Below are 22,334 nucleotides of genomic sequence, written 5' to 3'. Positions count from 1 at the left end.
CACGCCCTTTGGTGACGGTCAAGCCCCTTCGGGCGGATTGTTCAGAGCACGTACTCAATCTGGAACCGGACGTTCGACCGGTCGCGGACCAGGCCGAGCTGACTGCGGAACACGCCGCTGTTGATCGTGGTGTAGTCGACGATGAACCGCCACGGGTCGCGCGTGAAGCGGATGTTCGGCTGGAAGAGGATCATGCCCTGCCAGTCGTAGAACATGTTGTAGCCCGGGGTCACCTGGAACGTCGTGTCGGTGCCCGGCGCGCGCCAGTTGTACGTCGTGTTGATCAGCAGCGTGTGGAGGAACTGGTCCTGGACCACGGGGACCACACGCAGCTGGTTGTTCGGCTCCGGCACCGGCAGCGCCTGCAGCGGATCGTGGTCGAAGATGTGCCGGTAGAAGAACTGGGTGCTGAAGAAGAACGTCTGGTTCGGGTTCAGGAACCGGATGTACTGGTTCATGTCCCAGCCGATCGCGAAGTTGAACGTATCCTTGCGCGACACGGTGTCGAACTCGCCGTTCAGCACCGGCTGCAGGAAGTTCGCGACGTACTCCGGCGTCAGGCCCTTGCCCGGGAACGCGGTCTCGGTCGGGCCGCGGAACAACGCCTCGTCGCGGAACACCGCGAACTCGCTGCGCAGCACGCTCTTCAGCGACGGTAGCGCCGTCGTCATCGATGCACCGTTGACCCACACGCGCGGCGCATACTGCTCCGCCGTGATCGTGCTGACGCCCTGGACGAAGCCCGGATCGCCCTCACGCGCCTGGCGGAAGCGCACCGCCTGCGTGTCGAGCATGGTCACGTAGCTCGCGATCGTGAACGTGAAGTCCTGCCAGTTGAAGACGATGCGGCCGCCGCCACGCAGACCGGGGAGCCCCAGCGGAGGCGCCTCGAGCAGCGTGAGCGTCTGACCGGTCGGCGGGCCGAGCGGCGGCGCCCAGGGGGACCCACGCGGGCCACCGGGGATGAACGCCACCGTGCGGTCCATCGCGCCGTAGCCCTCGACGAACACCTGGTCGAACGGACCGATGGTGCCGAGGTTGAGGCTCATGCGCAGCATGTCGAGCGGCACACGGCGCTCATCGAGGTCGATGAAGAAGCCGCCGAAGAAGTTGTCGACGGGGTTGATGTTGTCGAGCAGGCGGAAGACGTCGGTCTCACCCCAGACCAGGTTCTGCCGCCCGAAGCGGATGAACAGCGGCCCCTGCTCCCAGTCGACGAACGCCTGGAAGAGCCGGTTGCGGTAGCTCGCAACGCGACGCAGACGACGCCGGCTACGCTGCAGGGAGAAGTCGACGGACTCGAGCTGCGAAGGATTGAACGTCGGTCCTTGACGCAGCGCTTCCTCGAGCTCCTGACGCGACTCGAGGTTGTTGCGGTACGCGCTCGGGCCGAAGTCGTAGATGCCGTCGTACTCGCCGCGGTACGTCAGGTTGTACTTGAACTCGGTGACGCTCTTCGGAAGCACGTCTCTCCACCAGTCGAGGAGATCGTGGTTGAGCTTCATCTCGAGGAAGTACCGGTTCTGGATCAGGTTACCCGCGCCCGAGTACGGATAGGTGCCGCCGAAGCTGCAGGTCGCTAGCGCCTCGGGCGGCTGGCCGGCGCACGTCGGCGGCTGATTGCCGGGTCGCGTCGACTGCTTCGCCATCGTGCCGATACGCGCGTTCACGTAGGCGCGTACCGTCAGATTGATCGTGCCCTCCTCGTTGAGCGGGATGGCTGAGGCACCATCCGGCATTCCCGCCACGATCAGAGCACCGATCAAGACCGCGAACAGCCAGTTGGTCAGTCTTCGCGTCATCGGACCCCCCTTGCTCAGACCCCGACGGAGCCGCAAAGCGCCGTCGTCGCTCCATCCTCCCCGGAGCGCAACGCCTTCTTGCTCAGAGCAATTCGCCTGTCAACGAAATGCGCGTCACCTCGTTGCGAGCGATCGCGCAAACCGTCGCAAACGACGCTCGAGCGACACCAAACGACTTCGACGACCAGCTGCGAACCGCGATCGACGCGCGCCGCGCGACGGGAACCGCGAACGCCACGCGCGCCGTTTGCGCGCGGGGAGGAGCGAACCATGGGAGCTCCACCGCGTGGCCGTGGCGCGCGGCGAGTGGCCTGGGCGACGACCTGTGCGTCACGCTCGTTGCGTGGCGCGCGCTCGACGCAGTGCGTGCAGCGTCCGAGCCGTACATGGCGATCCGCGAGGGACGGAAGTGCGGCGCGTGGCGCGTCAACCTTCGCGTCGGCTCGATCGGCGGCGACCTGCGCGTCGACGACGCGATCGCCTACTGGCCCCCCGCCCTCTGCACCACCAGCACCGCGAGGTCGCTCGGGTGAATTTTTGTCCAGACACCTGCGGCCTTCCTGGCCGGCGAGCTTCTTCACCGCGCCTACGGCGCCGGCTTCGCGTGATCCTCGACCAGCAGCATCTCGGCGCGCGCCTCGGTGACGCGCCGCGTCCCTCGTCGTCGCGCGGCACGTGGCAGCGAGAGCGACGATCTCGCCGCTGACGGTGACGGCCTCGCCACCAAGCCGCTCGCGACGGCCGCGACCGCGCCGCGTGACAGCGCCAAAAGTGGCTTGAGTCGAGACGTTCCGTCTGATTCAGTGCCCCGCGCACTACGTAGAGACGGGTCTGGAGGCAGCATGACGTTCTCGTGCTTTCAGAGCCGGCGCCTGCTGTTTCTCGTGGTGGTTGGGCTGGCCGTGGTTGGGGCGCGCGTCGCGGATGCGCGAGACAAGGCTCCCCGGCTCGAATTCGGCGGTGAGTTCCAGGTCCCCGCCTCCCTGGAAGATGACGTTCGTTTCTGGGTCGACGTCTTCACGCGCTACACGCTGCGTGAGGCGATCGTGCACGATCGCTCCGATCCGGCGAACGTGCTCGCGGTCGTACGGCTCGAGACCGGCCGCAGGGAAGAGGTCGACGCCGTGCGTCGCCGCTACGAGCAGCTCACCAGCCGGCTCGCTTCCGCGTCGGCGACCGAGCTGACGCAGCTCCTGCACATGTTCCGTCCGCCGATGGATCCGAAGTGGATCGCGGCGTCGGCGAATCGCATCCGCGTGCAGCTCGGGCAGCGCGAGGTGTTCTTCAACAGCATCCTGCGCTCGCAGCGCTACCTGCCGACCGTGCGCAAGGTGCTCGCGAAGGCGCAGCTCCCCGAGGAGCTCGCGTACCTGCCGCACATCGAATCGTCGTTCGATCACGAGGCGCGCTCGCACGCCGGCGCGCTCGGCTTGTGGCAGCTCATGCCCGAGACCGCGAAGCAGCGCGACCTGCGCGTCGACGCCCAGGTCGACGAGCGCAAGCACACGTACAAGGCGACGATGGCCGCCGCGTCCTACCTGCGCGAGGCGTTCGAGTCGCTGCAGAGCTGGCCGCTCGCGATCACGTCGTACAACTACGGGATCAACGGCACGCGCCGCGCCGTCGAGGCGATCGGCTCGCGCGACCTCGAGGACATCCTCGAGCGTCACGAGAGCCCCGCGTTCGGCTTCGCGAGCCGCAACTTCTACGCGCAGTTCCTCGCCGCGCTCCACGTCGCGCGCAACGAGGACTACTACTTCCCGGAGATCGCCGAGATGCGCCGGCGCGAGTACGTCGTGAAGAAGGGCGACACGCTCTGGCAGATCGCGCGTCGCCACGGCGTCACGGTCGAGAAGATCCGCAAGGCGAACAAGTCGCTGTCGGCGTCCGCGCGGCTGCAGCTCGGCCAGCGCATCCAGATGCCCGGCTGAGGACGCGAGGTGCCCGAGGATCCGGCAATCGAGGCGGCGGCGGAAGCGCTGCTCACCGCGCGCTATCCCATCGCGCTGACCGGCGCGGGTCTGTCGGTCGAGAGCGGCATCCCGCCGTTCCGCGGTCCCGGCGGGCTGTGGACCAAGCACGGCGAGCCGCCGATGAACGGCTGGGAGCTTTTCCTCGCCGACCCGAAGAAGGCCTGGGAGCAGCGCCTCGATCCGAAGGGTCCGCTGCGCGAGCTGTTCGTCAAGCTCGCCGAGGCGAAGCCGAACCCCGGCCACTTCGCGCTCGTCGAGCTCGAGGAGATCGGGCTGCTGCGCTGCCTCATCACGCAGAACATCGACGATCTGCACCGCCTCGCGGGACAGCGCTCGCTCGCCGAGATCCACGGCAACGCGACGCTCGTGCGCTGCATCGAGTGCTGCTCGCGCTGGCCGCGCGAGGAGGTGTCGCTCGAGGTGCTGCCGCCGCGCTGCGTCCACTGCGGTGGGCTGCTCAAGTCGGACACCGTGTCGTTCGGCGAGCCGATCCCCGGCGACGTGCTCGAGCGCTGCCAGCGCGAGGCGCGCGCCGCGGACTGCGTGCTCGTCGCCGGGACGTCGGCGACCGTCTACCCGGCAGCCGGCATCCCGCTCGAGGTGCTGCGCCGCGGCGGAACGCTGATCGAGGTCAATCCCTACGAGAGCGAGATCAGCGACCTCGCGCGCATCGTCGTGCGCGGTCCCGCCGGCGAGATGCTGCCGCGCATCGTCGCGGCGGCGCGCAGCCGGCTCGCCAAGCACTGAGGCGCCGCGCTCGCGCGCGGTACCCGGCGCTCACGCGAAGAACGCTTCGATCGTCCCGGCGGGGAACTCGAGCTCGCGCATCTCGTTGCCGCGATGGATGCGCAGCCGCACGACGTCGCCGTCCCGGTGCTGCCAGATCCGCTCGTAGAGCGCCCTGCGGTCGTGCACCTCGTGGCCGTCGATCGTCAGGATCACGTCGCCGGACCGGAGCCCGGCGTCCGCGGCCGGGCTGTTCGGCACGATGCCCGCGAGCACGACGTGGTCGCGCAGCGTGTAGCAGGTGATGCCGATCCAGCCGCGCGGCGCCTGCGGAGCCCAGCTCCCGTGGCGCGCGACCTCGTCGAGCACCGGAATCGCGAGCGACGCCGGCACCGCGAGCGTGAACTTGCCGACCTCGGCGAGCGACAGCGCGACGACGCCGACCATCCGACCGTGCGCGTCGAGCAGCGGACCGCCGCCGAGCCCCGGGTTCTGCACGGTGACCGTGATCGCGCGCTCGAGCAGGTACTCCCAGAACGCCTCGAAGACGTCGATCGAGCTGATCACACCCGCGTCGACGCGCCGTCCGTCGGCGACGCTCGCGACCAGGAACACCTCCTCGCCGACGCGCACGTCCTCGATCGGACGGATCTCGACCCGCGGCGCGAGCGGATCTCTTAGCTTCACGACGCCGAGCCCCGTGGCGTAGTCGATCGCGACCACGTCGCCGAGCTGCACGTCGTCGCCGTCGAAGGTCACCTCGACGGTCTTCGAGCCGATCAGCAGGTAGTGCGCGGTGACGACGAGCCCCCACGGCGCGACGACCGTGCCGGTGCCCATGCGCTCGGTGCCGAGGATCTCCGCCGAGGGGTGGCTCTGCGCGACCTCCGCGCGCAGGTGCACGGTCGCCGGCACCACTTTGCGCAGCAGGTGAACCGAGGCGTTCAAGACGGTATCCCTCTCGCGTCCGCGGCGCAGCGTCCCAGCGGAACGAGTGAGAGCTGAATGGCGGTGATCGAGCTCGACATCTCCACGTCGGTCGAGGGCCTGTTCCGCAGGGTTGCCGAGGAAAGCGGAGCTTTCTGGCTCGACGGCGAGGGAACCGACGGGGCAACCTTTATGGGCTTCCTCCCACGGGCGCAACTGGTTTTGCGCGCCGACGGGCGTCTAGTCGAAGCGCGCGACGGCCGCGGGCGCTCGGTGCGCGGCGAGCCGCTGCAGGCGCTCGAGGAGTTCGTCGCGGGCGCCGCCGACGACGTCCCGGACGGCGTGCCGCACACCATCGGCTTCTTCGCCTACGACCTCGCGTGCGCGATCGAGCCGCGCATCGAGCCGCGCCGCGACCCGAGCTCGCGCCTGCCGCTCGCGCGGCTCGCGCGCTACGACGCCGTGCTCGAAGTGCGCGCCGATCGCGCCCGCGCCGACGCGGAGCGCGCGGCGTCGTGCAGCGTGCGCGTGCACGCCGCGACCGCCGGAGCGGCCGAGCGCGTCGCGTCGATCGTCCTCGAGGCGCGCGACGACGTCCCCGCGCAGCGCCGCGGCACACGTCGCGCCGCGCGCCTCCTCGAAGCGCCGCACGCCGAACGCCACATCGCCGCCGTCGAGCGCGCGCTCGCCTACATCGCCGCCGGCGACGTCTACCAGGTGAACCTCGCGCAGCGCGTTCGCGTCGCGAGCGACGCGTCGCCGAGCGAGACCTACCTCCGCATGCGCGCCGCGCAGCACGTGCCGCAGGGCGCCTACCTCGACTGCGGACGCTTCGCCGTGCTGTGCGGCTCCCCGGAGCGCTTCGTGCGGGTCGCCGGACGGACGATCGAAACCGAGCCGATCAAGGGCACGCGTCCGCGCGCGCCGGAGCCCGCTCGTGACGCCGCCCTCCGCGAAGCGTTGCTCACCGACCCCAAGGAGCGCGCCGAGCACGTGATGATCGTCGACCTCGAGCGCAACGATCTCGGACGCGTGTGCGTCGCGGGCTCGGTGCACGTGCCGTCGCTCATGCGGGTCGAGACCTTCGCGACGCTGCACCACATGGTGTCGACCGTGCGCGGCACGCTGCGCGACGACGTCGGCCTCGCCGCGCTGCTGCGCGCGACCTTCCCCGGCGGCTCGATCACCGGCGCGCCGAAGATCCGCGCCGCGCAGGTGATCGCCGAGCTCGAGCCCGCGCCGCGCGAGCTCTACACCGGCGCGATCGCCTGGTTCCGCGGCGCGCGCGACTTCGACTCCGCGATCGCGATCCGCACCGCGGTCGCGTGCGACGGCGTCTACACGTACCACGCCGGCGGCGGCATCGTCGCCGATTCGGACCCGCGCCGCGAGCACGAGGAGTGCCTGCTCAAGGCGACGCCGTTCTTGCGCGCGCTCGGCCTCGACCCTTTTGCGCAGGAGCGCCCGCCGCTCGCGCGGGCGCTCGCGCCGCGCGCGGTCGCGGAGGGTGCATGACGGTGCCCGCGACGACCAACGTGGCACCGCGCGCGCGACGCGCCCCCGCGCGCGACGTCGTCTGGCTCGACGGTCGCCTGATCGACACCGCGCGCGCCGCGATCCCGGCGCAGGACCGCGGCTTCCTCTACGGCGACGCGGTGTTCGAGACCGTGCGCATCTACGGCGGCGTGCCGTTCCTCTGGCCGCAGCACGAGCGACGCCTCGCCGCGAGCCTGCGCGCGTTCGCGATCCCGCGGCCGCGCGCCGACCTGCGCGCGGCGGCGCTCGCCGTGCTGCGCGCGCGCGGTCTCGCGGACGCCGCGGTGCGCGTCACCGTGACACGCGGCAGCGGCGAAGGACTGATCCCGCCGCCGAACGTCCAGCCGCGCGTGCTGGTGTCGGCGCGCGAGATCCCGTCCGAGCTGCCGGAGCTGCGCGAGCGCGGCGTCGCGATCGTCCTGCTGCCCTTCGGGCATGGCCGCGGCGCGGTGACGGACGGCCACAAGACGACGGCCTACCTGCCCGCCGTGCTCGGCAAGATGCGCGCCGCCGCGCGCCGCGCCTTCGAGGGCGTCTACGTCGAGCGCGACGGCACGGTCAGCGAGGGCACGACGAGCAACCTGTTCGCGGTGCGCCGTGGACGGCTCTTGACGCCGTCGCTCGACGAAGGGTGCCTGCCGGGCGTGACGCGCTCGGTGGTGCTGCGCCTCGCGGCGGAGGCGGGAGTTCCGGTCGACATCGTGCCGCTCCGGGCAGCGCGCCTGCACGAGATGGACGAGCTCTTCCTCACCGCGAGCACGATCGAGGTCATGCCGGTCGTGCGCGTCGACGGCGCGCGCGTCGCGGGCGGCAAGCCCGGTCCGGTGACGCGGCTCCTGCAGGAGCGCTACCGCGCGTTCGTCGCGCGCACGCTGACGCGCGCCGCGCGTCGCTAGATCGCTCTCCGTCCGTCCGGTCCCGCGCTCCGACGCGACGGGCGCGCGCTGCGCGACTAGGTCCCGACCAGGAACGGCAGCGCCGCCATGCCGGCGCCGACGAGCACGCTCATCGTCGCGAGCGTCGCCTCGGACGCGCGCTCGTAGAAGCTCTTCTCGCCGCGCGCGCGGGCACGCGCATTGGCGTCGTCCTCGTCGCCGTACGGGTCGTCGCCGTAGACGCCCTCGCCCGACTCCCCGCCCTCGGCCTCGAGCAGGACGCCGCCCTCGGCCGGCAAGGGCTCGCCCGCCAGCTCGGCGGCGCGCTCGCGCGCCGACCTCGTCGGCGGCACCGCGCCCTCGCGCGCGAGCCAGCCGACGCTCGGGGCCGGCTCACGCAGGAACGCGTCGAGCGAGTCCCCGCCGCCGAGCCCGTCGCTGAAGAACGGATCGTCGAACGGATCGTCCTCGTTGACCAGCGACCTCTTGCCGCTGCACGCCAGCACCAGCAGGACGGCGAGCAGCGCGGCGCCAAAACGCTTGAACGACAACGGCGACCTCCGCGCGCAGTCCTATCAGCGTCGAGCCGAAAAGGAAACCGAGGCCGCGCGGCGGGCGCACGCGGGCCGACGCGCGTTCGCGCGCTCCGACGGCTCGCGGTCGGCGTTTGCGCCGGGCGCCCGCTCAGCCGGCGCTCGCGCGCCCCGACGCCGCGAGCGCGTGCTCGGGCAGCACCGTGCGCAGGAAGCGTCCGGTGTGCGAGCGCGGGTTGCGCGCGACCTCTTCCGGCGTGCCCACGGCGACGATCTCGCCGCCGGCGTCGCCGCCCTCGGGTCCGAGGTCGATCACGTAGTCGGCGCACTTGATGACGTCGAGGTTGTGCTCGATCACCAGCACCGTGTTGCCGCCGGCCACCAGACGCTGCAGCACCTCCAGCAGCCGACGGATGTCCTCGAAGTGCATGCCGGTCGTCGGCTCGTCGAGGATGTAGAGCGTGCGCCCGGTCGCGCGCCGCGAGAGTTCCTTCGCGAGCTTGATGCGCTGCGCCTCGCCACCCGACAGCGTGGTCGCCGACTGCCCGAGGTGGATGTAGTCGAGCCCGACGTCGCGCAGCGTCTCGAGCTTGCTGCGACACGCCGGCACCGCGGACAGGAAGTCGAGGGCTTCCGCGACCGACATGTCGAGCACGTCGGCGATCGACTTGCCCTTGTAGAGCACCTCCAGCGTCTCGCGGTTGTAGCGTCGCCCGTTGCAGACGTCGCAGGTCACGTAGACGTCGGGCAGGAAGTGCATCTCGATCTTGATCGACCCGTCGCCGGCGCACGCCTCGCAGCGTCCGCCCTTGACGTTGAACGAGAAGCGACCCGGGTCGTAGCCGCGCACGCGCGACTCGGGGAGCTGCGCGAAGAGATCGCGGATCGGCGCGAACAGCCCGGTGTAGGTCGCGGGGTTCGAGCGCGGCGTGCGCCCGATCGGCGCCTGGTCGATGTCGACCACCTTGTCGAGCAGCTGCCAGCCCTCGATCGCGTCGCAGTCGCCGACCGGCACCTTCGCGCGGTTGAGCTTGCGCGCGAGCGCGTCGTACAGCGTGTCGATGATCAGCGACGACTTGCCGGAGCCCGACACGCCGGTGACGCAGGTCAGCGTGCCGAGCGGCACGTCGACCGAGACGTTGCGCAGGTTGTGCAGACGCGCGCCCTTCACCGAGAGCTTCCAGCCGTTGCCCTTGCGCCGTGCCTCGGGCACCGGGATCTCGCGCGCGCCGCTCAGGTACTGTCCGGTGAGCGAGCGCGGATCGCGCGCCACCTCCTCGGGCGTGCCCTGCGACACCACCTCGCCGCCGAGGCGGCCGGCGCCCGGACCCATGTCGATCAGGTGGTCGGCCGCGAGCATGGTGTCGCGGTCGTGCTCGACGACCAGCACCGAGTTGCCGAGGTCGCGCAGGCGCTCGAGCGTCGCGATCAAGCGCTCGTTGTCGCGCTGGTGCAGACCGATCGACGGCTCGTCGAGGATGTAGAGCACGCCGACCAGCGACGAGCCGATCTGCGTCGCGAGCCGGATGCGCTGTCCCTCGCCTCCCGAAAGCGACCCGGCGCTGCGATCGAGCGTCAAGTACGTGAGGCCGACGTTGGCGAGAAAGCTCAGGCGCTCGCGGATCTCCTTCAGGATCAGCCGTCCGATCGCGAGCTGCTGCGGCGTCAGCTCGAGGCCGTCGACGAACTCGATCGCCGCCGAGATCGAGAGGGCCGTCACCTCGGCGATCGAGCGTCCGCCGACCTTGACGAACTGCGCCTCCCTCTTGAGCCGCGTGCCCTTGCACGTCTCGCACGGCCGCTCGCTCTGGTAGTGCGAGAGCTCTTCACGCCGCAGCTCGGACTCGGTCTCGCGGAAGCGTCGCTCGAGCAGCTTCAGCACGCCCTCGAACGGACGCGTGATCTTGCGCCCGGCGCCGAACGAGATCTGGATCGGCGTCTGGCCGGTGCCGTTCATCAGCGCGTCCTTGAACTCGTCCGGCAGCTCGCCGTAGGGCGTGTCGAGCTTGACCTTGAAGTGCTTGGCGAGCCCCTCGAGCAGCGGCCGGTAGGCTTCGGCGCGCTTGCCCCAGGGCGCGATCGCGCCCTGCGCGATCGACACCGAGTCGTCCGGCACGACCTTGTCCGGATCGAAGACGAGCTGCACGCCGAGGCCGTCGCAGGTCGGGCACGCGCCGTGCGGGCTGTTGAACGAGAACATGCGCGGCGCGAGCTCGGGGTAGGACACGCCGCAGTCCGGGCACGAGAGCTTCTGCGAGAAGAGGTGCTCCTCGCCCTTGGTCTTGCCCTCGGCGAGCACCTCGATCTTCACCAGGTCGCCGCCGTAGCGCATCGCAATCTCGAGCGAGTCCGCGAGCCGCTTCGCGATGCCGTCCTTGACGATCAGGCGGTCGACCACCACGTCGATCGTGTGCTTGACGGTCTTCTTGAGGACGATGTCCTCGCCGAGGTCGCGCAGCTCGCCGTCGACGCGGACGCGCGCGAAGCCCGCCTTGCGCAGGTCGAGGAGCTCCTTCTTGTACTCGCCCTTGCGGTCGCGGACGAGCGGCGCGAGCACCTGGATGCGCGACCCCTCGGGCCACGACAGCACGCGGTCGACGATCTGCTGCACCGTCTGCGAGGTGATGGGCTTGCCGCACTGGTGGCAGTGCGGCGTCCCGACGCGCGCGAACAGCAGGCGCAGGTAGTCGTAGATCTCGGTGACCGTGCCGACCGTCGAGCGCGGGTTGCGCGACGTCGTCTTCTGCTCGATCGAGATCGCCGGCGACAGCCCCTCGATCGAGTCGACGTCGGGCTTCTGCATCTGCTCGAGGAACTGGCGCGCGTACGCCGACAGCGACTCGACGTAGCGCCGCTGCCCCTCGGCGTAGATGGTGTCGAAGGCGAGCGACGACTTGCCCGATCCCGAGAGGCCCGTGATCACCACGAGCTTGTCGCGCGGGATCGTGACGTCGATGTTCTTGAGATTGTGCTCGCGGGCGCCGCGAACGACGATGCGATCGGCCATGCGCGCTGGTCTGCTTAGCGCGCAGCGGGGCGAAAGCAATCGGCTCCGCCGGCCGGGACGGGAAGGCACGCTGGCCCCCGACGATGCTTAAATGTGCCTCGCCAGTTGGCGCATGGTGGGGCCCGCCGTACGGCGGTCAACAGCTCAAGGAGGGTACGATGGCCAGCGTCTTCCGCTCCTGTGTTCTCGCTACGGCACTGCTGCTCCCCGCGCTTCACGTCTCCGCTCGAGCGGCTTCCGCCCAAGCCTGCGACGCGGCAAAACTTCGCGCTGCGGGCGTCGAGCTCCGCAAGCGCCTGACGTGCCTGAAGCAAGACACGATTTCGGCTCGCGATACCTGCTTCGCGGCCGCGGCCGCGCAACGCGCGGCCGCATTCGAAGCCGCCGAGATGCGCGGCGGTTGCTCCATCGTCGGGAACTCCGCGGCAGTCGGCGACGTCGTCGCCGAGGTGATGAACGAGCTCAGCGATGCGGTCGGCCCGTCGCCCTTCGCGACGCCGTGCTCGACGGCGCAGACCGTCGCCTTCAGGCGTTTCTCGCGGGTGCTCGTGAAGGCGTACGTCCGCAATTCGCGCTTGCCCGACCCGCCGTCGCTCGACGCGAAGGTCGAGGCCGCGGAGCGGAAGTTCCTCAAGGCCTTCGCCCGCGCAAGCAAGAAGAGCGATTGTCAGACGGACACGACCGCGCCGGAGGCGTGGAATCTCCTCTGGTCCGGCGTCCTGCGCCTCGTCTCCAGCCTCGAGCCGCCCGCGTCGTGTCCGTGCTGGACGACCGAGTCGCTCGACACGATGTTCCCGCCGGACTTCTTCGACGAGGACGAACGCGGTGGGGCGGTGTGCGGAGCGCCGAGCTGGGAGACTTCGCTGACCACCGCCGATGAGTGCCTCTTCACCACGCTCATGGGAAACGAGTTCATCCTGCCGCGTGGGGGTGCGGCCGTGTCCAGCGGCCAGTGCGTCCTCTTCGGTCCCGATCTCGATCCCGAGAACACGGGGGACTGCGACGGCCTGCCGGAGCCCATCCCGACCACGCCAGCGGAGACCGCGGCATGCGTCGCGGCGCTCGAGGCTTCGCAGGCCTACCAGAGCTGGTGTCAGTGACCCGCGTCTAAGCGCGATCCCCGCGCGCCGGTTCAAACCTGCCGGCGCGCGGGGATCGTCGACGTGTCGCCGCTCGTCGAAGCGCTGCCGGCGTTCGTGCGCGCGGCGCCGCGCGCGCTCGTGCCGCTCGGCGAGCGCGCGTTCCTCTTGCGCGGGCGGACGAACACCTGCTCGTCCGCCCGCGCCGCAACTCCTACTGCAGCTTGTAGAGCTTGACGGCGTTGCCGGCGAGGATCTTGTGGAGCTCGTCCTCGGGCACGCCCTGCGCGGTCTCGCGGATCTGCTTGCGCGAGTACGGCCACTCGCAGCCGTGGTGCGGGTAGTCCGACGACCACATCAGGTTGTCGACGCCGATGCGGTAGCGGTTCTCCAGCGCGTAGCTGTCCTTCATGAAGGTCGAGTGCCAGTTGCGCCGGTAGTAGTCGGACGGCTGCATCTTGAGATTGCAGTTCGCCCACTTGCGGTTGCGCCAGTAGCGGTCGTCGAGCTGCTCGAGGAAGTACGGGATCCAGCCCGCGCCGGCCTCGACGCCGACCATCTGCAGCTTCGGGAAGCGGTCGAAGACGCCGGAGATGATCATCTGGCCCATGAACTTCGGCATGTCGAGCATGCCCGTGGTCGCGAGGCCCGGGATGTCGCCGCCCTGCTGACCGGTCGCCTTCGGCGGCGGTGAGAAGCGCGGCGTCAAGCGCACGTGGATGTGCACCGGGACGTCGAGCTCCTCGGCCTTCGCCCAGAACGGGTCGTCGTCCTTCGAGAGCTGGTCGTTGCCCGACGGCCAGCAGACGATCGCCGCGCCCTTCGCGCCCATCTTGACGCAGCGCTCGAGCTCCTTCGCCGCGGCCTCGGCGCCGATCGCCGGGATGTAGGCGAGACCGATCAGCCGGTTCGGGTTCGGCTTGCAGAACTCCTGGAAGATCCAGTTGTTGAGCGCCTGCAGGCCGGCGAGCTGCGCGTCGTCGTCCTTCATCCGGTAGAAGTAGCCGAGCATCCGGCCCGAGCTGAAGATCACCTCGGCGTCGACGCCGTCGGCGTCCTGCTCGGCGAGGCGCGGCTCACCCTTGAAGAACCCCTGGTGCATGGTCTCGTAGGTGACGCCGGTCCACTTGAGGTTGTGCTCGTTCTTGCCGGCCGCGGCGTAGATGCCGAGCGGCGACGGCTCGCCGGCGCCGTAGTCCCAGGCGTCGCCGCCGTCGGCGTCCTTGACCAGCTTCGGCGCGATGTCCTGGTACTTCTGCGGCAGCCAGTCCTTCCACAGGTTGGGCGGCTCGATGAAGTGTGAATCCGCCGAGATCAGCCGATACTCCATGCTTGGGCCTCCGCGCCGATTGTGCTGCGACGAGCTGAAAGACGAGACCAACGAACGCTCGTTCATTCCTAGCGCAATGCCCTCGGTGGTCAAGGATCTTCGTGCCCGCCGTCTGTAGCGCCCGCTACGCAGCGCGTCTCAGGTGAACAGCCCGTCGGCGATCGCGAGCGCGATCTCCTCCTCCGACATCCCGAGCAGCTCGCCGTAGACCTCGAAGGTGTGCTCGCCGAAGGCAGGTGACGCGCGGTAGGGCTCGAGCGAGCAGCCCGAGAAGTCGGCCGGGAACCGGTCGATCGACTGCCGGCCGAGGGTCGCGTGCGGCAGCTCGCGGACGCAGCGCCGCGCGGCGAGCTGCGGATCGCGCTCGACGAGGTCGCGCGCCGACTGCACCTTGCCCGCCGCCACGCCCCGCTCCTGGAGCTCCGTCATCGCGCTCTCGGCGTCGCGCGTCGCGGCCCACGCGGCGAGGCGCGCGTCGATCTCGCCGCGCCGCCGTCGTCTCTCTTCGACCGCGCACAGCGCGTCGTCGGCGAGCGCGGGATCGCCGATCGCGTCGCGCAGTCGACGCCACTCGGCGTCGTCGCGGGCGCTGATCGCGAGCCACTCGCCGTCGCGGCATCTGTAGACCTCGTTCGGCACGAGGTCGTCGAGCCCGTCGCGGTTGCCGTGCGGCTGCGCCTCGCGTCCGCCGCTCGCGAATTCGAGCAGCGCCGGTCCGAGCAGGTAGAGCCCGACCTCGAGCTGCGAGAGATCGATCATCTGTCCGCGTCCGGTGCGCTCGCGCGCCTCGAGCGCGGCGAGCACGGCGAGCGCGCCCGCGAGCCCGCTCACGTGGTCGGTGATCGAGATGCCGTGGCCGACGTCGCGGCGGTCGGGCGGGTTCGTCAAGTAGGTGAGGCCGCACAGCGCATGGATCGTCGGCGCGTAGGTCACGAAGTCGCGCCACGGACCGTCGCGTCCGCACCCCGACATGCCGAGGTAGATGATGCGCTCGTTGCGCCCGCGCAGCGCTTCGTAGCCGACGCCCCAGCGGTCGAGCACGCCGGGCGCGAAGTTCTCGACCACGACGTCCGCCTGCTCGGCGAGCCGCAGCACGATCTCCGCCGCGCGCGGGTGCTTCATGTCGAGCGTCACCGCGCGCTTGCTGCGGTTCCACATCGCGAAGAACGGGTGGTCGTTGTGCGCCGTGCCCTGCGAGCGGATCTCGGTCTGCAGCTTGATGACGTCGGCGCCGAGGTCGCCGAGGACGCGCGTCGCCTTGGGACCCGCGAGCACCCAGGTGAAGTCGAGGACGCGCAGGCCGGCGAGCGGCTTGTGCGCGGTCGCGGACGACGACGGGCGCGGCGCGTCGGCCGCGGCGGCACGCGCCGGCCACGACGACAGCAGCTCCGCGACCGCGTCCTCGTTCTGCGCGCTGCGCCACTCGGGCGGCGGCGCCGGCGCCGCGGCCGGCGCGTCGCGCAGGCGAAACAGCGGCCCCGGCAGCACGACGCCGGGCACGCTCGGAACCTCGCGCAAGAAGCCGCGCGCCGCGACCTGCGGGCTGCTCGCCGCCTCGCGCACCGAGTGCACCGAGGCGAACGGCAGCCGGCGTCGCTGCCCCTCGGCAAAGATCTCCGACGCCGGCTTGGTCGCCGCCCAGGCGCGGATCTGACGCATCACCTCGTCGGCGCGCGCGAATAGCTCGGCGGCGCTCTTCGGCAGGGACTCGGCGAGCGAGCCGAGCATCCCGTCCTCGTTCATCCACTGGAAGAGCCGCATCGCGTGCGGCGCGGGCGTCACCAGCGCGTGCCCGCTCGCGCACGGTACGACCTCGTAAACGCCCGTCCAGTGCAGCGAGCCGCGGCGCGGCGCGATGCCGCCGGGGAAGACGTTCTGGAAGAACCAGAACATCAGCAGCTGCTCGGTGCAGCTCAGCACGCACTGCTGCAGGTTCACGTCGACGTGCACCGCGCGTCGTTCCGCGCGCGCGACGCGCAGCGCGACGAGCGCCGTGATCGCCGCGTAGAAGCCGCCGATGTGGAACGACTGCCGGCCGAAGCCGTTGAGCGGCTGATCGGGCGTGCCGCTGACCGCGAGCACGCCGCCGAGCGCGCCCGCGACCAGGTCGCTCGCCTGCCAGTGCGCGCGCGGACCGTCGCCGCCGAACGGCGTCAGCGAGACGTGCACGAGCTGCGGCTGCAGCGCGCGCAGCGCGTCGAAGCCGAGTCCGAGACGCTCGAGCCGCCCGGGCGGCTCGGTCTCGATCAGGACGTCGGCGCGCCCGACGAGGTCGCGGAAGACGCGCCGCGCGCGCTCGTCCTCGAGATCGAGCTCGAGCGCGCGCGTGCCCGCGTCGTACCACCAGTCGAGCACGCCGCCGCGCTCGCCGGCGGCGCCCGGCAAGGACGCGCCGGCGACGCCGCGCCGCGTGCGCACGACGTCCGCGCCGAGCTCCGCGAGGAGCTTGCCTGCGAGCCGTCCGCTCTCGTCGGTCGCGTCGACCACCCGCAGGCCGGCGAGCGCCGTCGCCCCGGCCGGCATGGTCACGCGCGCAGCGTGCGGCCGAAGAAGTCGAGCGTCCGCTGCCAGGCGAGCTTCGCCGCCTGCGCGTCGTAGACCTCCGGACGCGCCTCGTTCATGAACGCGTGCTGCGCGTCGTAGCGGTGAATTTCGTGCTGGACGCCGGACTGCTTGAGACCCGCCTCGAGCACGTCGACCGCGGCCGGCGTGCACCAGTCGTCCTGGTTGGCGAAGTGGCCCTGGAACGGCACGCGCACCTTCGCGGGGTCGGCCGCCTCCTTCGGCGGGATGCCGTAGAAGCACACCGCGGCGTCGACCTCCGGCACGTGCACCGCCGCGATCACGGTGAGCGCGCCGCCCATGCAGAAGCCGCTCACGCCCACCTTGCTCGACGCCTTCTTCAGGTGCTGCGCGCAGCCGCGGACGTCCTGCGTGCCGGCGTCGACGAAGTCGAGGTTGGTCATCAGGTGGTTCGCCTCGTCAACCACCGCGGTCACCTTGCCGCGGTAGAGGTCGGGGACGAGGACGCGGTACCCCTCGTTGGCGAGGCGGTCGGCGAGGCCCTTGATCTGGTCGTTGAGGCCCCACCACTCCTGGATCAGCACGACGCCCGGCGCCCCGGGCTTGCCCGCCGGCTCCGTGAGGTAGGCGGGGCAGGTCTTCCCGTCCGGCCGCGTCACGTTGATCATCTCACCCATCGTTGCTCCTCCATGCGATTCGGATGACGGCCTCGCAGGATCCCGTGCGGCAGAGGGCGGGTCAACCCGTGCCGCGCGACACCCCGGGCTCCGTTTGTGCGGCGCGCGTCGATGCGCGAGGAAGCGGGCGGGAGGAGCGGTGCGGCGCGTGGCGGCTTCGATCTCGCGGTGGACGGCGCAGCGGAGGATGCCGTGCGCGCGCGCCACGGTCGCGGTCGCAGTCGCCGTCACCGTCGTCGCCCTCGCGACCGGCTGCGCGAGCGCGACGCTCGACGTGCACGTGCCCGTCCCGGTTCCGGTGACGAACGTCAAGCTCGTGGTCGAGGACGAGACGCACGACGGCGTGTCGCCGGATCGGCTGCGCAGCTTCAAGCGCACGGTGACGAACGAGCTCGAGCGATCCGGCATCGAGGTGCTCGCGCCGTCCTCGAGCCTGCCTGCCGCGCGGGTCGTCGGCCGCATCGAGCGCTTCGATCCCGGCATCCGCGCGCTGCGCTTCATCTCGCGCTACGGCTTCGGCACCGGCGTGCTCGAGTCGACCTGGCTCGTCGAGGATCCGTACAGCAATGCCGTCGCACGCTGCCGCATCGAGGGCAGCGTGTCGATGGGCACGTTCGGCGGCGACTTCGACGACGTGCAGGAGGAGACCGGCAAGGCGCTCGCCCGCTTCCTTCGCGGCGACATCCGCTGACGCCGCGCGCGCGAAGCGCCGCTCGCGCGGACCACCGCTAGCGGACGGCAGTCACTCGCCGCGTGCCCGCACCGACATCGTGATCAAGAACGCCGGCGTGTTTCACCGGCAGATCCCGAAGCCGCCGCGGTCGAGGTGCAGGTGGTCGCGGTGCGCCGCGTTGTAGTCCGGCCCGAGCACCGAGGCGAAGTACGGACACGCGCCGTCGCGCACCTCGCGCAGAAAGAGCGCCGTCTGGTCGTCGCCGTCCCAGTCCGCCGCGACGCGGATGCGCCGCCCGTCGGCGAGCACGAAGCCCGCGACGTCGAGCGCGTCGGCGGTCGCGTGCCGGCTGCGTCGTCCGGTCTCGCGTCCGTAGACGTTGCGGCACGCGTAGCTGCCGAAGTGTTCGAGCCCCGCGACCTCCTGACCGAAGTGGCGACGCGCCGCCGGCTGCACGACGTGCAGCTCCCAGAGCGCGAGCGAGACCGCGAGCCGACACGACGCCGCGAACGGCGTCGCGACGCGCGCGCTCGTCGCCGAGACGCGCACCGCGTTCTTGAAGCCGCAGCCCGGTGCGGTCTCGCGGTCGGGCAACGGCTGGTAGCGCATCTCCGCGGACGACAGCGTCGTGCGGCAGAGCGCATCGTCGATCGACAGGCGCGCGAGCTTGTAGCGCGTCAGCAGGTTCGGCGGGTCCCGGACGTCGAGCGGCGCCCAGGGATCCCAGCGCGATGGCAGCTCGACGATCCGCGCGCGCACCCCGAAGACGAAGCCGAGCACGGCGAGCACCGAGACGAGAAGGAGCGCGCGCCGCATGGGACTTGGACGACGGCGCCGCGGCGCCGTTCACCCGTCCCTTCCCATCCTGTCACGTCGTGCGGCGAGGCGAAGCTTGGCTCTTGCTAGCGCTCGTCCCACCACTTCGAGAGCTGCCCGGTCGGCTGGCTCGGCGTGTCGGCGTAGTGCGAGACGTCGTTGTAGAGCATCAGGCGCGCGCGCACCGGGTCCTTGAAGTCGACGACGTTGAGGCACGCGGGCGCCTGGTCGAGGCGGTCGCGGTAGCCGCGCGGCTCGATGCCGAGCAGCGCCGCGAGCACGAGGCGGATCGTCGCCTTGTGCGACACGACGGCGACCGTCGCGCCGGCGTGGCGCTCGACCAGCGTGCGGATCACCGGCAGCGCGCGCGCCATCACCGCGACCCCGGGCTCGCCGCCCCGCGGCGCGAAGGTGACCGGATCGAGCTCCCAGGCCGCGTACTCCTCGGCGAAGCGCTGCTCGACCTCCTTGCGCGTGAGGCCTTCCCAGTGGCCGTGGCCGATCTCGCGCAGCCCGGGCTCGACGATCGGCTCGAGGCCGTGCGGACGGCCGACGATCGACGCGGTCTCGAGCGCGCGCCGCATCGGGCTCGCGTAGATCGCCGCGAGGCGGTCGTCGGCGAGGCGCTCGGCGAGCGCGCGTGCTTGACGGCGTCCCTCGTCGGACAGCTCGACGTCGGTCGAGCCCGCGAAGCGGTCCTCCGCCGACAGCACGGTCGCGCCGTGGCGGATGAGCAAGATGCGCGTCTTCATCGTCGGCCGGCGTCGGGAGAGGCTAGCGCAGGAACACCGGACCCAAACCCTGCGCGACCAGCGCCTCGGCGAGCTTGGTCTTCGCGGCGATGGTGCGCATCGGGATCTTCGGCAGGATGTCTTCGAGCTGCAGGTGCTTGCGCAGCTCCTCGCCCTCGAACTCGTTGGCGAGCAGCTTGCGTGCGCCGTCGAGCACGCTCTCGTGCGTCGCCGCGACGTAGATCTTGGTCATCATCAGGCGGAGCTGATCGTCGCTCTCGCTGCCGTGGCCCTTGAGCGCCAGCGTGCGCGCGACCACGCTGTCCATCGCGAACACCTCGATGATCATGTTGCTCAGGATCTCGAGGTGCTGCTGCTTGTCCTTGAGCGAGGCGAGGCTCTTCTCGACCAGCAGGCGCGTGATGTAGGCGACGATGCGCTTGCTGACCTCGGCCGCGCGGTACTCGCGCTCGAGCGCCCCCGCCTTCTCCGAACCCCAGCTCGCACCCTCGGCGATCTCGCGATCGACCTTCTCGAGGAACTCGGTGAACGGCAGCGCGCCCTGGCCGACGCGCTTGAGCAGCGTCGCCGGGATGATGAGCCGGTTGATCTCGTTCGTGCCCTCGAAGATGCGGTTGATGCGCGAGTCGCGGTAGTGGCGCTCGACCGGATACTCGGCGGTGAAGCCGTAGCCGCCGAGCACCTGCAGCGCCTCGTCGGCGACGAAGTCGAGCGTCTCGGTGCCGAACACCTTCAGCGCCGACGCCTCGATCGTGTACTCCTCGATGGACTCGCGGACGAGCCGCTCCTGGTAGTCCGGAGCGTTCGGATCGAGCGCGTGCGCCGCGTCGTCCATCAGCCCCGCGGTGCGGTAGCTCATGCTGTCGGCGACGTAGATCAGCGTCGCCATCTCGGCGAGCTTGCGCTGGATCATGCCAAAGCTCGCGATCGGCTGGCCGAACTGCTTGCGCTCGCGCGCGTAGTCGAGCGCGATCTGCAGACACTCCTTTGCCGCGCCGACCGCGCCCGCGCCGAGCTTGAAGCGGCCGATGTTGAGGATGTTGAAGGCGATCTTGTGGCCCTGCCCGATCTGGCCCAGCACGTGGTCGGCGGGCACGGGCGTGCCGTCGAGGATGAGCTGGCGCGTCGACGAGCCCTTGATGCCGAGCTTCTTCTCCTCGGGTCCGGTCGACAGCCCCGGCGAGTCGCGCTCGACGAGGAACGCCGTGAACTTGTCGCCGTCGACCTTGGCGAAGACCGTGAACAGGTCCGCGAAGCCGGCGTTGGTGATGAACTGCTTCGTGCCCGTCAAGCGAAAGCTGCCGTCGGGCTGACGCTCGGCGATGGTCTTCGCGCCGAGCGCGTCGCTGCCCGAGCCGGGCTCGGTGAGCGCGTAGGCTGCGAGCCACTCGCCGGTCGCGAGCTTCGGCAGGTAGCGCTGCTTCTGCTCCTCGGTGCCGTAGTACACCGTCGGCAGCGTGCCGATGCCGGTGTGCGCGCCCCACGAGACGCTGAAGGACGCGCACAGCGCGCCGCGCTCGGAGACCAGCATCGAGGTCGTCTTGTCGAGGCCGAGCCCGCCGTACTTCTCGGGGATGTCGATCATCAGGAGGCCGAGCTCGCCCGCGCGCTTGAGCAGCGCCGGCATCAGCCCCTCCTCCTTCGCCTCGATGCGGTCGAGGATCGGCAGCACCTCGTTGCGGACGAAGTCCTCCGCCGTCTTCGCGTAGAGACGGTCGTCGTCGGTGAAGTCCGCGCCGGTGAACTGCGGGGTCGACCCCACCGGCTCGATCAGCCAGCTCGCGCCACGTACGGCCATGGCTCCAGCATCCCCAAGGGACGCGCCGCGTCAAGAGATGCGGGCTCCTCGACCGCATTCACGGAGCGCGTCAGGACGAGGAGGCAGCCATTTTTTGTCTTCACGGATCGCGCATCGCGCCTCGCAACCGACGAGGCAATCCCGCTAGAGGTCCGTACGGTGCTCGCGACCGTCCGTCAGTGCGAGCCCGATCGGCGTACGCCGGTGCTCAGTACGGATTGGTCTCGTCGTACCGGTACGGGTCGGAGTCGTAGCGCCGACGGTCGTCGTCGTAGTCGGGGTCGTTGCGGTCGCGGTAGCGGCGGTCGTCGCGCTCGGAGCGGCCGTAGCGGTCGTCCTCGCAGCAGTACGCGCCGCGCGAGTCCTCGCAGCAGCGCGCGGTGAGCGGACAGCAGATCGCCTGCCCCCCGTCGCCGCTGCAGTAGGCGTAGGAGTCCGGGCAGCGGCCCGAGTAATCGCCCCAGACGCTGCGCAGCGCATCGAGCGGTCCCGGCGGCGCCGGCTGCACCGGTCCGCGAGTGCCCGGTCCGGAGCTGCAGGCGACGAGGGCGAGGGTCGCGGTCGAAACGACGAGGGTGATCAGCGAGCGCGTCATCCCGCGGCCTCGGTGCAAGAGCGACGCCAGCGTCGCCGACGCCGTCACCACGTCACGCACCGTCATTGCGCGCGCCGCCGCTGGACGAAAGCACAAATCGCTTTTCCCGGATCTACACGCGTCGCTGTGTTCTCACCGGCGCGGACCTGCTAGGACGCGCGCCATGAACGAGCCCAAGCACGAGCGATTCACGAACCTCTGGTTGGCTCGCCGCACGTGGCGGACGCTCGCCGCGCTCGCGGTCGCGGTCGCGCTCGCCGGACCCGCCCACGCCGCGGGCGACGACGATCCGCTGCCGACGCCGACGCCGGGCGGCAACGGCGGACTCTCGGCAGAGGCGCTCGCCAACCAGGGACGCCTGCAGGCGCAGGCCGGCGAGTGGGCCGCCGCCGAGGCGAGCTACCGCGCGGCGATCGCCCGCCGCGCCGACCTGCCCGAAGCCTGGAACGGCCTCGGCCACGCGCTCAAGAGCCAGCGCCGCTTCGACGAGGCGATCGCCGCGTACGACGAGGCGCTGCGGCTGCGCCCGGACTACCCGCAGGCGCTCGAGTACCTCGGCGAGACCTACGTGATGATGGGCGAGTTCAAGAAGGCCGAGGACGTGCTCGCGCGTCTGCGGCCGCTCGACGCGAAGCTCGCGGCGCAGCTCGCGCACGCGATCACGACGCGCAGCCAGCACGCGAGCTGGTAGCGCGAGCTGCGAGGAGGACGA

General features: G+C 70.7%; 19 protein-coding genes. 8 read left to right on the top strand and 11 right to left on the bottom strand.

What is annotated here, in order from left to right; translation table 11 throughout:
• Positions 1-41: 41 nt before the first annotated feature.
• Positions 42-1,802, bottom strand: a complete 1,761-nt coding sequence (locus VIS07_21635) for a DUF1302 family protein (protein ID HEY8518120.1) — start codon at positions 1,800-1,802, stop codon at positions 42-44.
• A 386-nt stretch (positions 1,803-2,188) separates the two neighbouring features.
• Here VIS07_21635 and VIS07_21630 point away from each other — a divergent pair, with 386 nt between their 5' ends.
• The 3 genes from VIS07_21630 to VIS07_21620 all read left to right on the top strand — a co-directional run bounded on the left by VIS07_21630 (position 2,189) and on the right by VIS07_21620 (position 4,522).
• Positions 2,189-2,335 carry a hypothetical protein gene (locus VIS07_21630; protein HEY8518119.1) on the top strand — a complete coding sequence of 49 codons (147 nt, stop codon included), beginning with the start codon at positions 2,189-2,191 and terminating at the stop codon, positions 2,333-2,335.
• Between the two features lie 309 nt (positions 2,336-2,644).
• Complete coding sequence (locus tag VIS07_21625) at positions 2,645-3,733, top strand: transglycosylase SLT domain-containing protein (GenBank protein HEY8518118.1); 1,089 nt, start codon at positions 2,645-2,647, stop codon at positions 3,731-3,733.
• Positions 3,734-3,742: 9 nt separating this feature from the next.
• Positions 3,743-4,522 (top strand): Sir2 family NAD-dependent protein deacetylase, encoded by a 780-nt coding sequence (locus VIS07_21620; GenBank protein ID HEY8518117.1) that lies wholly within the window; start codon positions 3,743-3,745, stop codon positions 4,520-4,522.
• Between the two features lie 30 nt (positions 4,523-4,552).
• On the opposite strand, the gene VIS07_21615 is transcribed toward VIS07_21620, so the two are convergent.
• Positions 4,553-5,449, bottom strand: coding sequence for a S1C family serine protease (locus VIS07_21615; protein HEY8518116.1), 897 nt, complete (start codon positions 5,447-5,449; stop codon positions 4,553-4,555).
• Positions 5,450-5,506: 57 nt separating this feature from the next.
• On the opposite strand from VIS07_21615, the gene VIS07_21610 reads away from it, so the two are divergent.
• Positions 5,507-6,943 (top strand): anthranilate synthase component I family protein, encoded by a 1,437-nt coding sequence (locus tag VIS07_21610; GenBank protein ID HEY8518115.1) that lies wholly within the window; start codon positions 5,507-5,509, stop codon positions 6,941-6,943.
• Positions 6,940-7,860, top strand: coding sequence for an aminotransferase class IV (locus VIS07_21605; GenBank protein ID HEY8518114.1), 921 nt, complete (start codon positions 6,940-6,942; stop codon positions 7,858-7,860). The genes VIS07_21610 and VIS07_21605 overlap by 4 nt, the downstream gene beginning before the upstream one ends.
• A gap of 56 nt (positions 7,861-7,916) precedes the next feature.
• On the opposite strand, the gene VIS07_21600 is transcribed toward VIS07_21605, so the two are convergent.
• Both VIS07_21600 and uvrA read right to left on the bottom strand, forming a co-directional pair.
• Positions 7,917-8,390, bottom strand: a complete 474-nt coding sequence (locus VIS07_21600; GenBank protein HEY8518113.1) for a hypothetical protein — start codon at positions 8,388-8,390, stop codon at positions 7,917-7,919.
• Between the two features lie 133 nt (positions 8,391-8,523).
• Positions 8,524-11,379, bottom strand: a complete 2,856-nt coding sequence (uvrA, locus tag VIS07_21595; protein HEY8518112.1) for an excinuclease ABC subunit UvrA — start codon at positions 11,377-11,379, stop codon at positions 8,524-8,526.
• Between the two features lie 158 nt (positions 11,380-11,537).
• Between uvrA and VIS07_21590 the strand changes: the two genes are divergently transcribed.
• A complete protein-coding gene (locus VIS07_21590) occupies positions 11,538-12,479 on the top strand; it encodes a hypothetical protein (GenBank protein HEY8518111.1) in 942 nt (313 codons plus the stop codon).
• 193 nt (positions 12,480-12,672) lie between these two features.
• Here the strand turns inward: VIS07_21590 and VIS07_21585 are convergent, their stop codons facing one another.
• From VIS07_21585 to VIS07_21575, 3 genes are all read right to left on the bottom strand, one after another.
• Complete coding sequence (locus VIS07_21585) at positions 12,673-13,788, bottom strand: amidohydrolase family protein (protein HEY8518110.1); 1,116 nt, start codon at positions 13,786-13,788, stop codon at positions 12,673-12,675.
• A 138-nt stretch (positions 13,789-13,926) separates the two neighbouring features.
• Entirely contained in the window at positions 13,927-16,311 is a 2,385-nt protein-coding gene (locus tag VIS07_21580) for a CoA transferase (protein HEY8518109.1), read from the bottom strand.
• 2 nt (positions 16,312-16,313) lie between these two features.
• The gene (locus VIS07_21575; protein ID HEY8518108.1) at positions 16,314-16,988 is read right to left on the bottom strand and encodes a dienelactone hydrolase family protein; all 675 of its coding nucleotides are present in this window, start codon (positions 16,986-16,988) and stop codon (positions 16,314-16,316) included.
• Between the two features lie 187 nt (positions 16,989-17,175).
• On the opposite strand from VIS07_21575, the gene VIS07_21570 reads away from it, so the two are divergent.
• Positions 17,176-17,679 (top strand): hypothetical protein, encoded by a 504-nt coding sequence (locus VIS07_21570; GenBank protein ID HEY8518107.1) that lies wholly within the window; start codon positions 17,176-17,178, stop codon positions 17,677-17,679.
• 102 nt (positions 17,680-17,781) lie between these two features.
• Here VIS07_21570 and VIS07_21565 read toward each other — a convergent pair whose 3' ends face one another.
• The 4 genes from VIS07_21565 to VIS07_21550 form a co-directional block, all read right to left on the bottom strand.
• Positions 17,782-18,477: an extensin family protein gene (locus tag VIS07_21565; protein HEY8518106.1), complete on the bottom strand. Its 696-nt coding sequence runs from the start codon at positions 18,475-18,477 to the stop codon at positions 17,782-17,784.
• Between the two features lie 86 nt (positions 18,478-18,563).
• Positions 18,564-19,229: a histidine phosphatase family protein gene (locus tag VIS07_21560; protein ID HEY8518105.1), complete on the bottom strand. Its 666-nt coding sequence runs from the start codon at positions 19,227-19,229 to the stop codon at positions 18,564-18,566.
• Between the two features lie 22 nt (positions 19,230-19,251).
• The gene (locus tag VIS07_21555) at positions 19,252-21,027 is read right to left on the bottom strand and encodes an acyl-CoA dehydrogenase family protein (protein HEY8518104.1); all 1,776 of its coding nucleotides are present in this window, start codon (positions 21,025-21,027) and stop codon (positions 19,252-19,254) included.
• A gap of 208 nt (positions 21,028-21,235) precedes the next feature.
• The gene (locus VIS07_21550) at positions 21,236-21,622 is read right to left on the bottom strand and encodes a hypothetical protein (protein HEY8518103.1); all 387 of its coding nucleotides are present in this window, start codon (positions 21,620-21,622) and stop codon (positions 21,236-21,238) included.
• A 163-nt stretch (positions 21,623-21,785) separates the two neighbouring features.
• On the opposite strand from VIS07_21550, the gene VIS07_21545 reads away from it, so the two are divergent.
• Positions 21,786-22,313: a tetratricopeptide repeat protein gene (locus VIS07_21545; protein HEY8518102.1), complete on the top strand. Its 528-nt coding sequence runs from the start codon at positions 21,786-21,788 to the stop codon at positions 22,311-22,313.
• The last annotated feature ends 21 nt before the right edge of the window (positions 22,314-22,334 follow it).

Source organism: Candidatus Binatia bacterium (assembly GCA_036563615.1).
Classification (GTDB): domain Bacteria; phylum Desulfobacterota; class Binatia; order UBA12015; family UBA12015; genus DATCMB01.
Note: the sequence above shows the minus strand (reverse complement) of the source record. Positions and strands in the feature narration are given on the sequence as shown.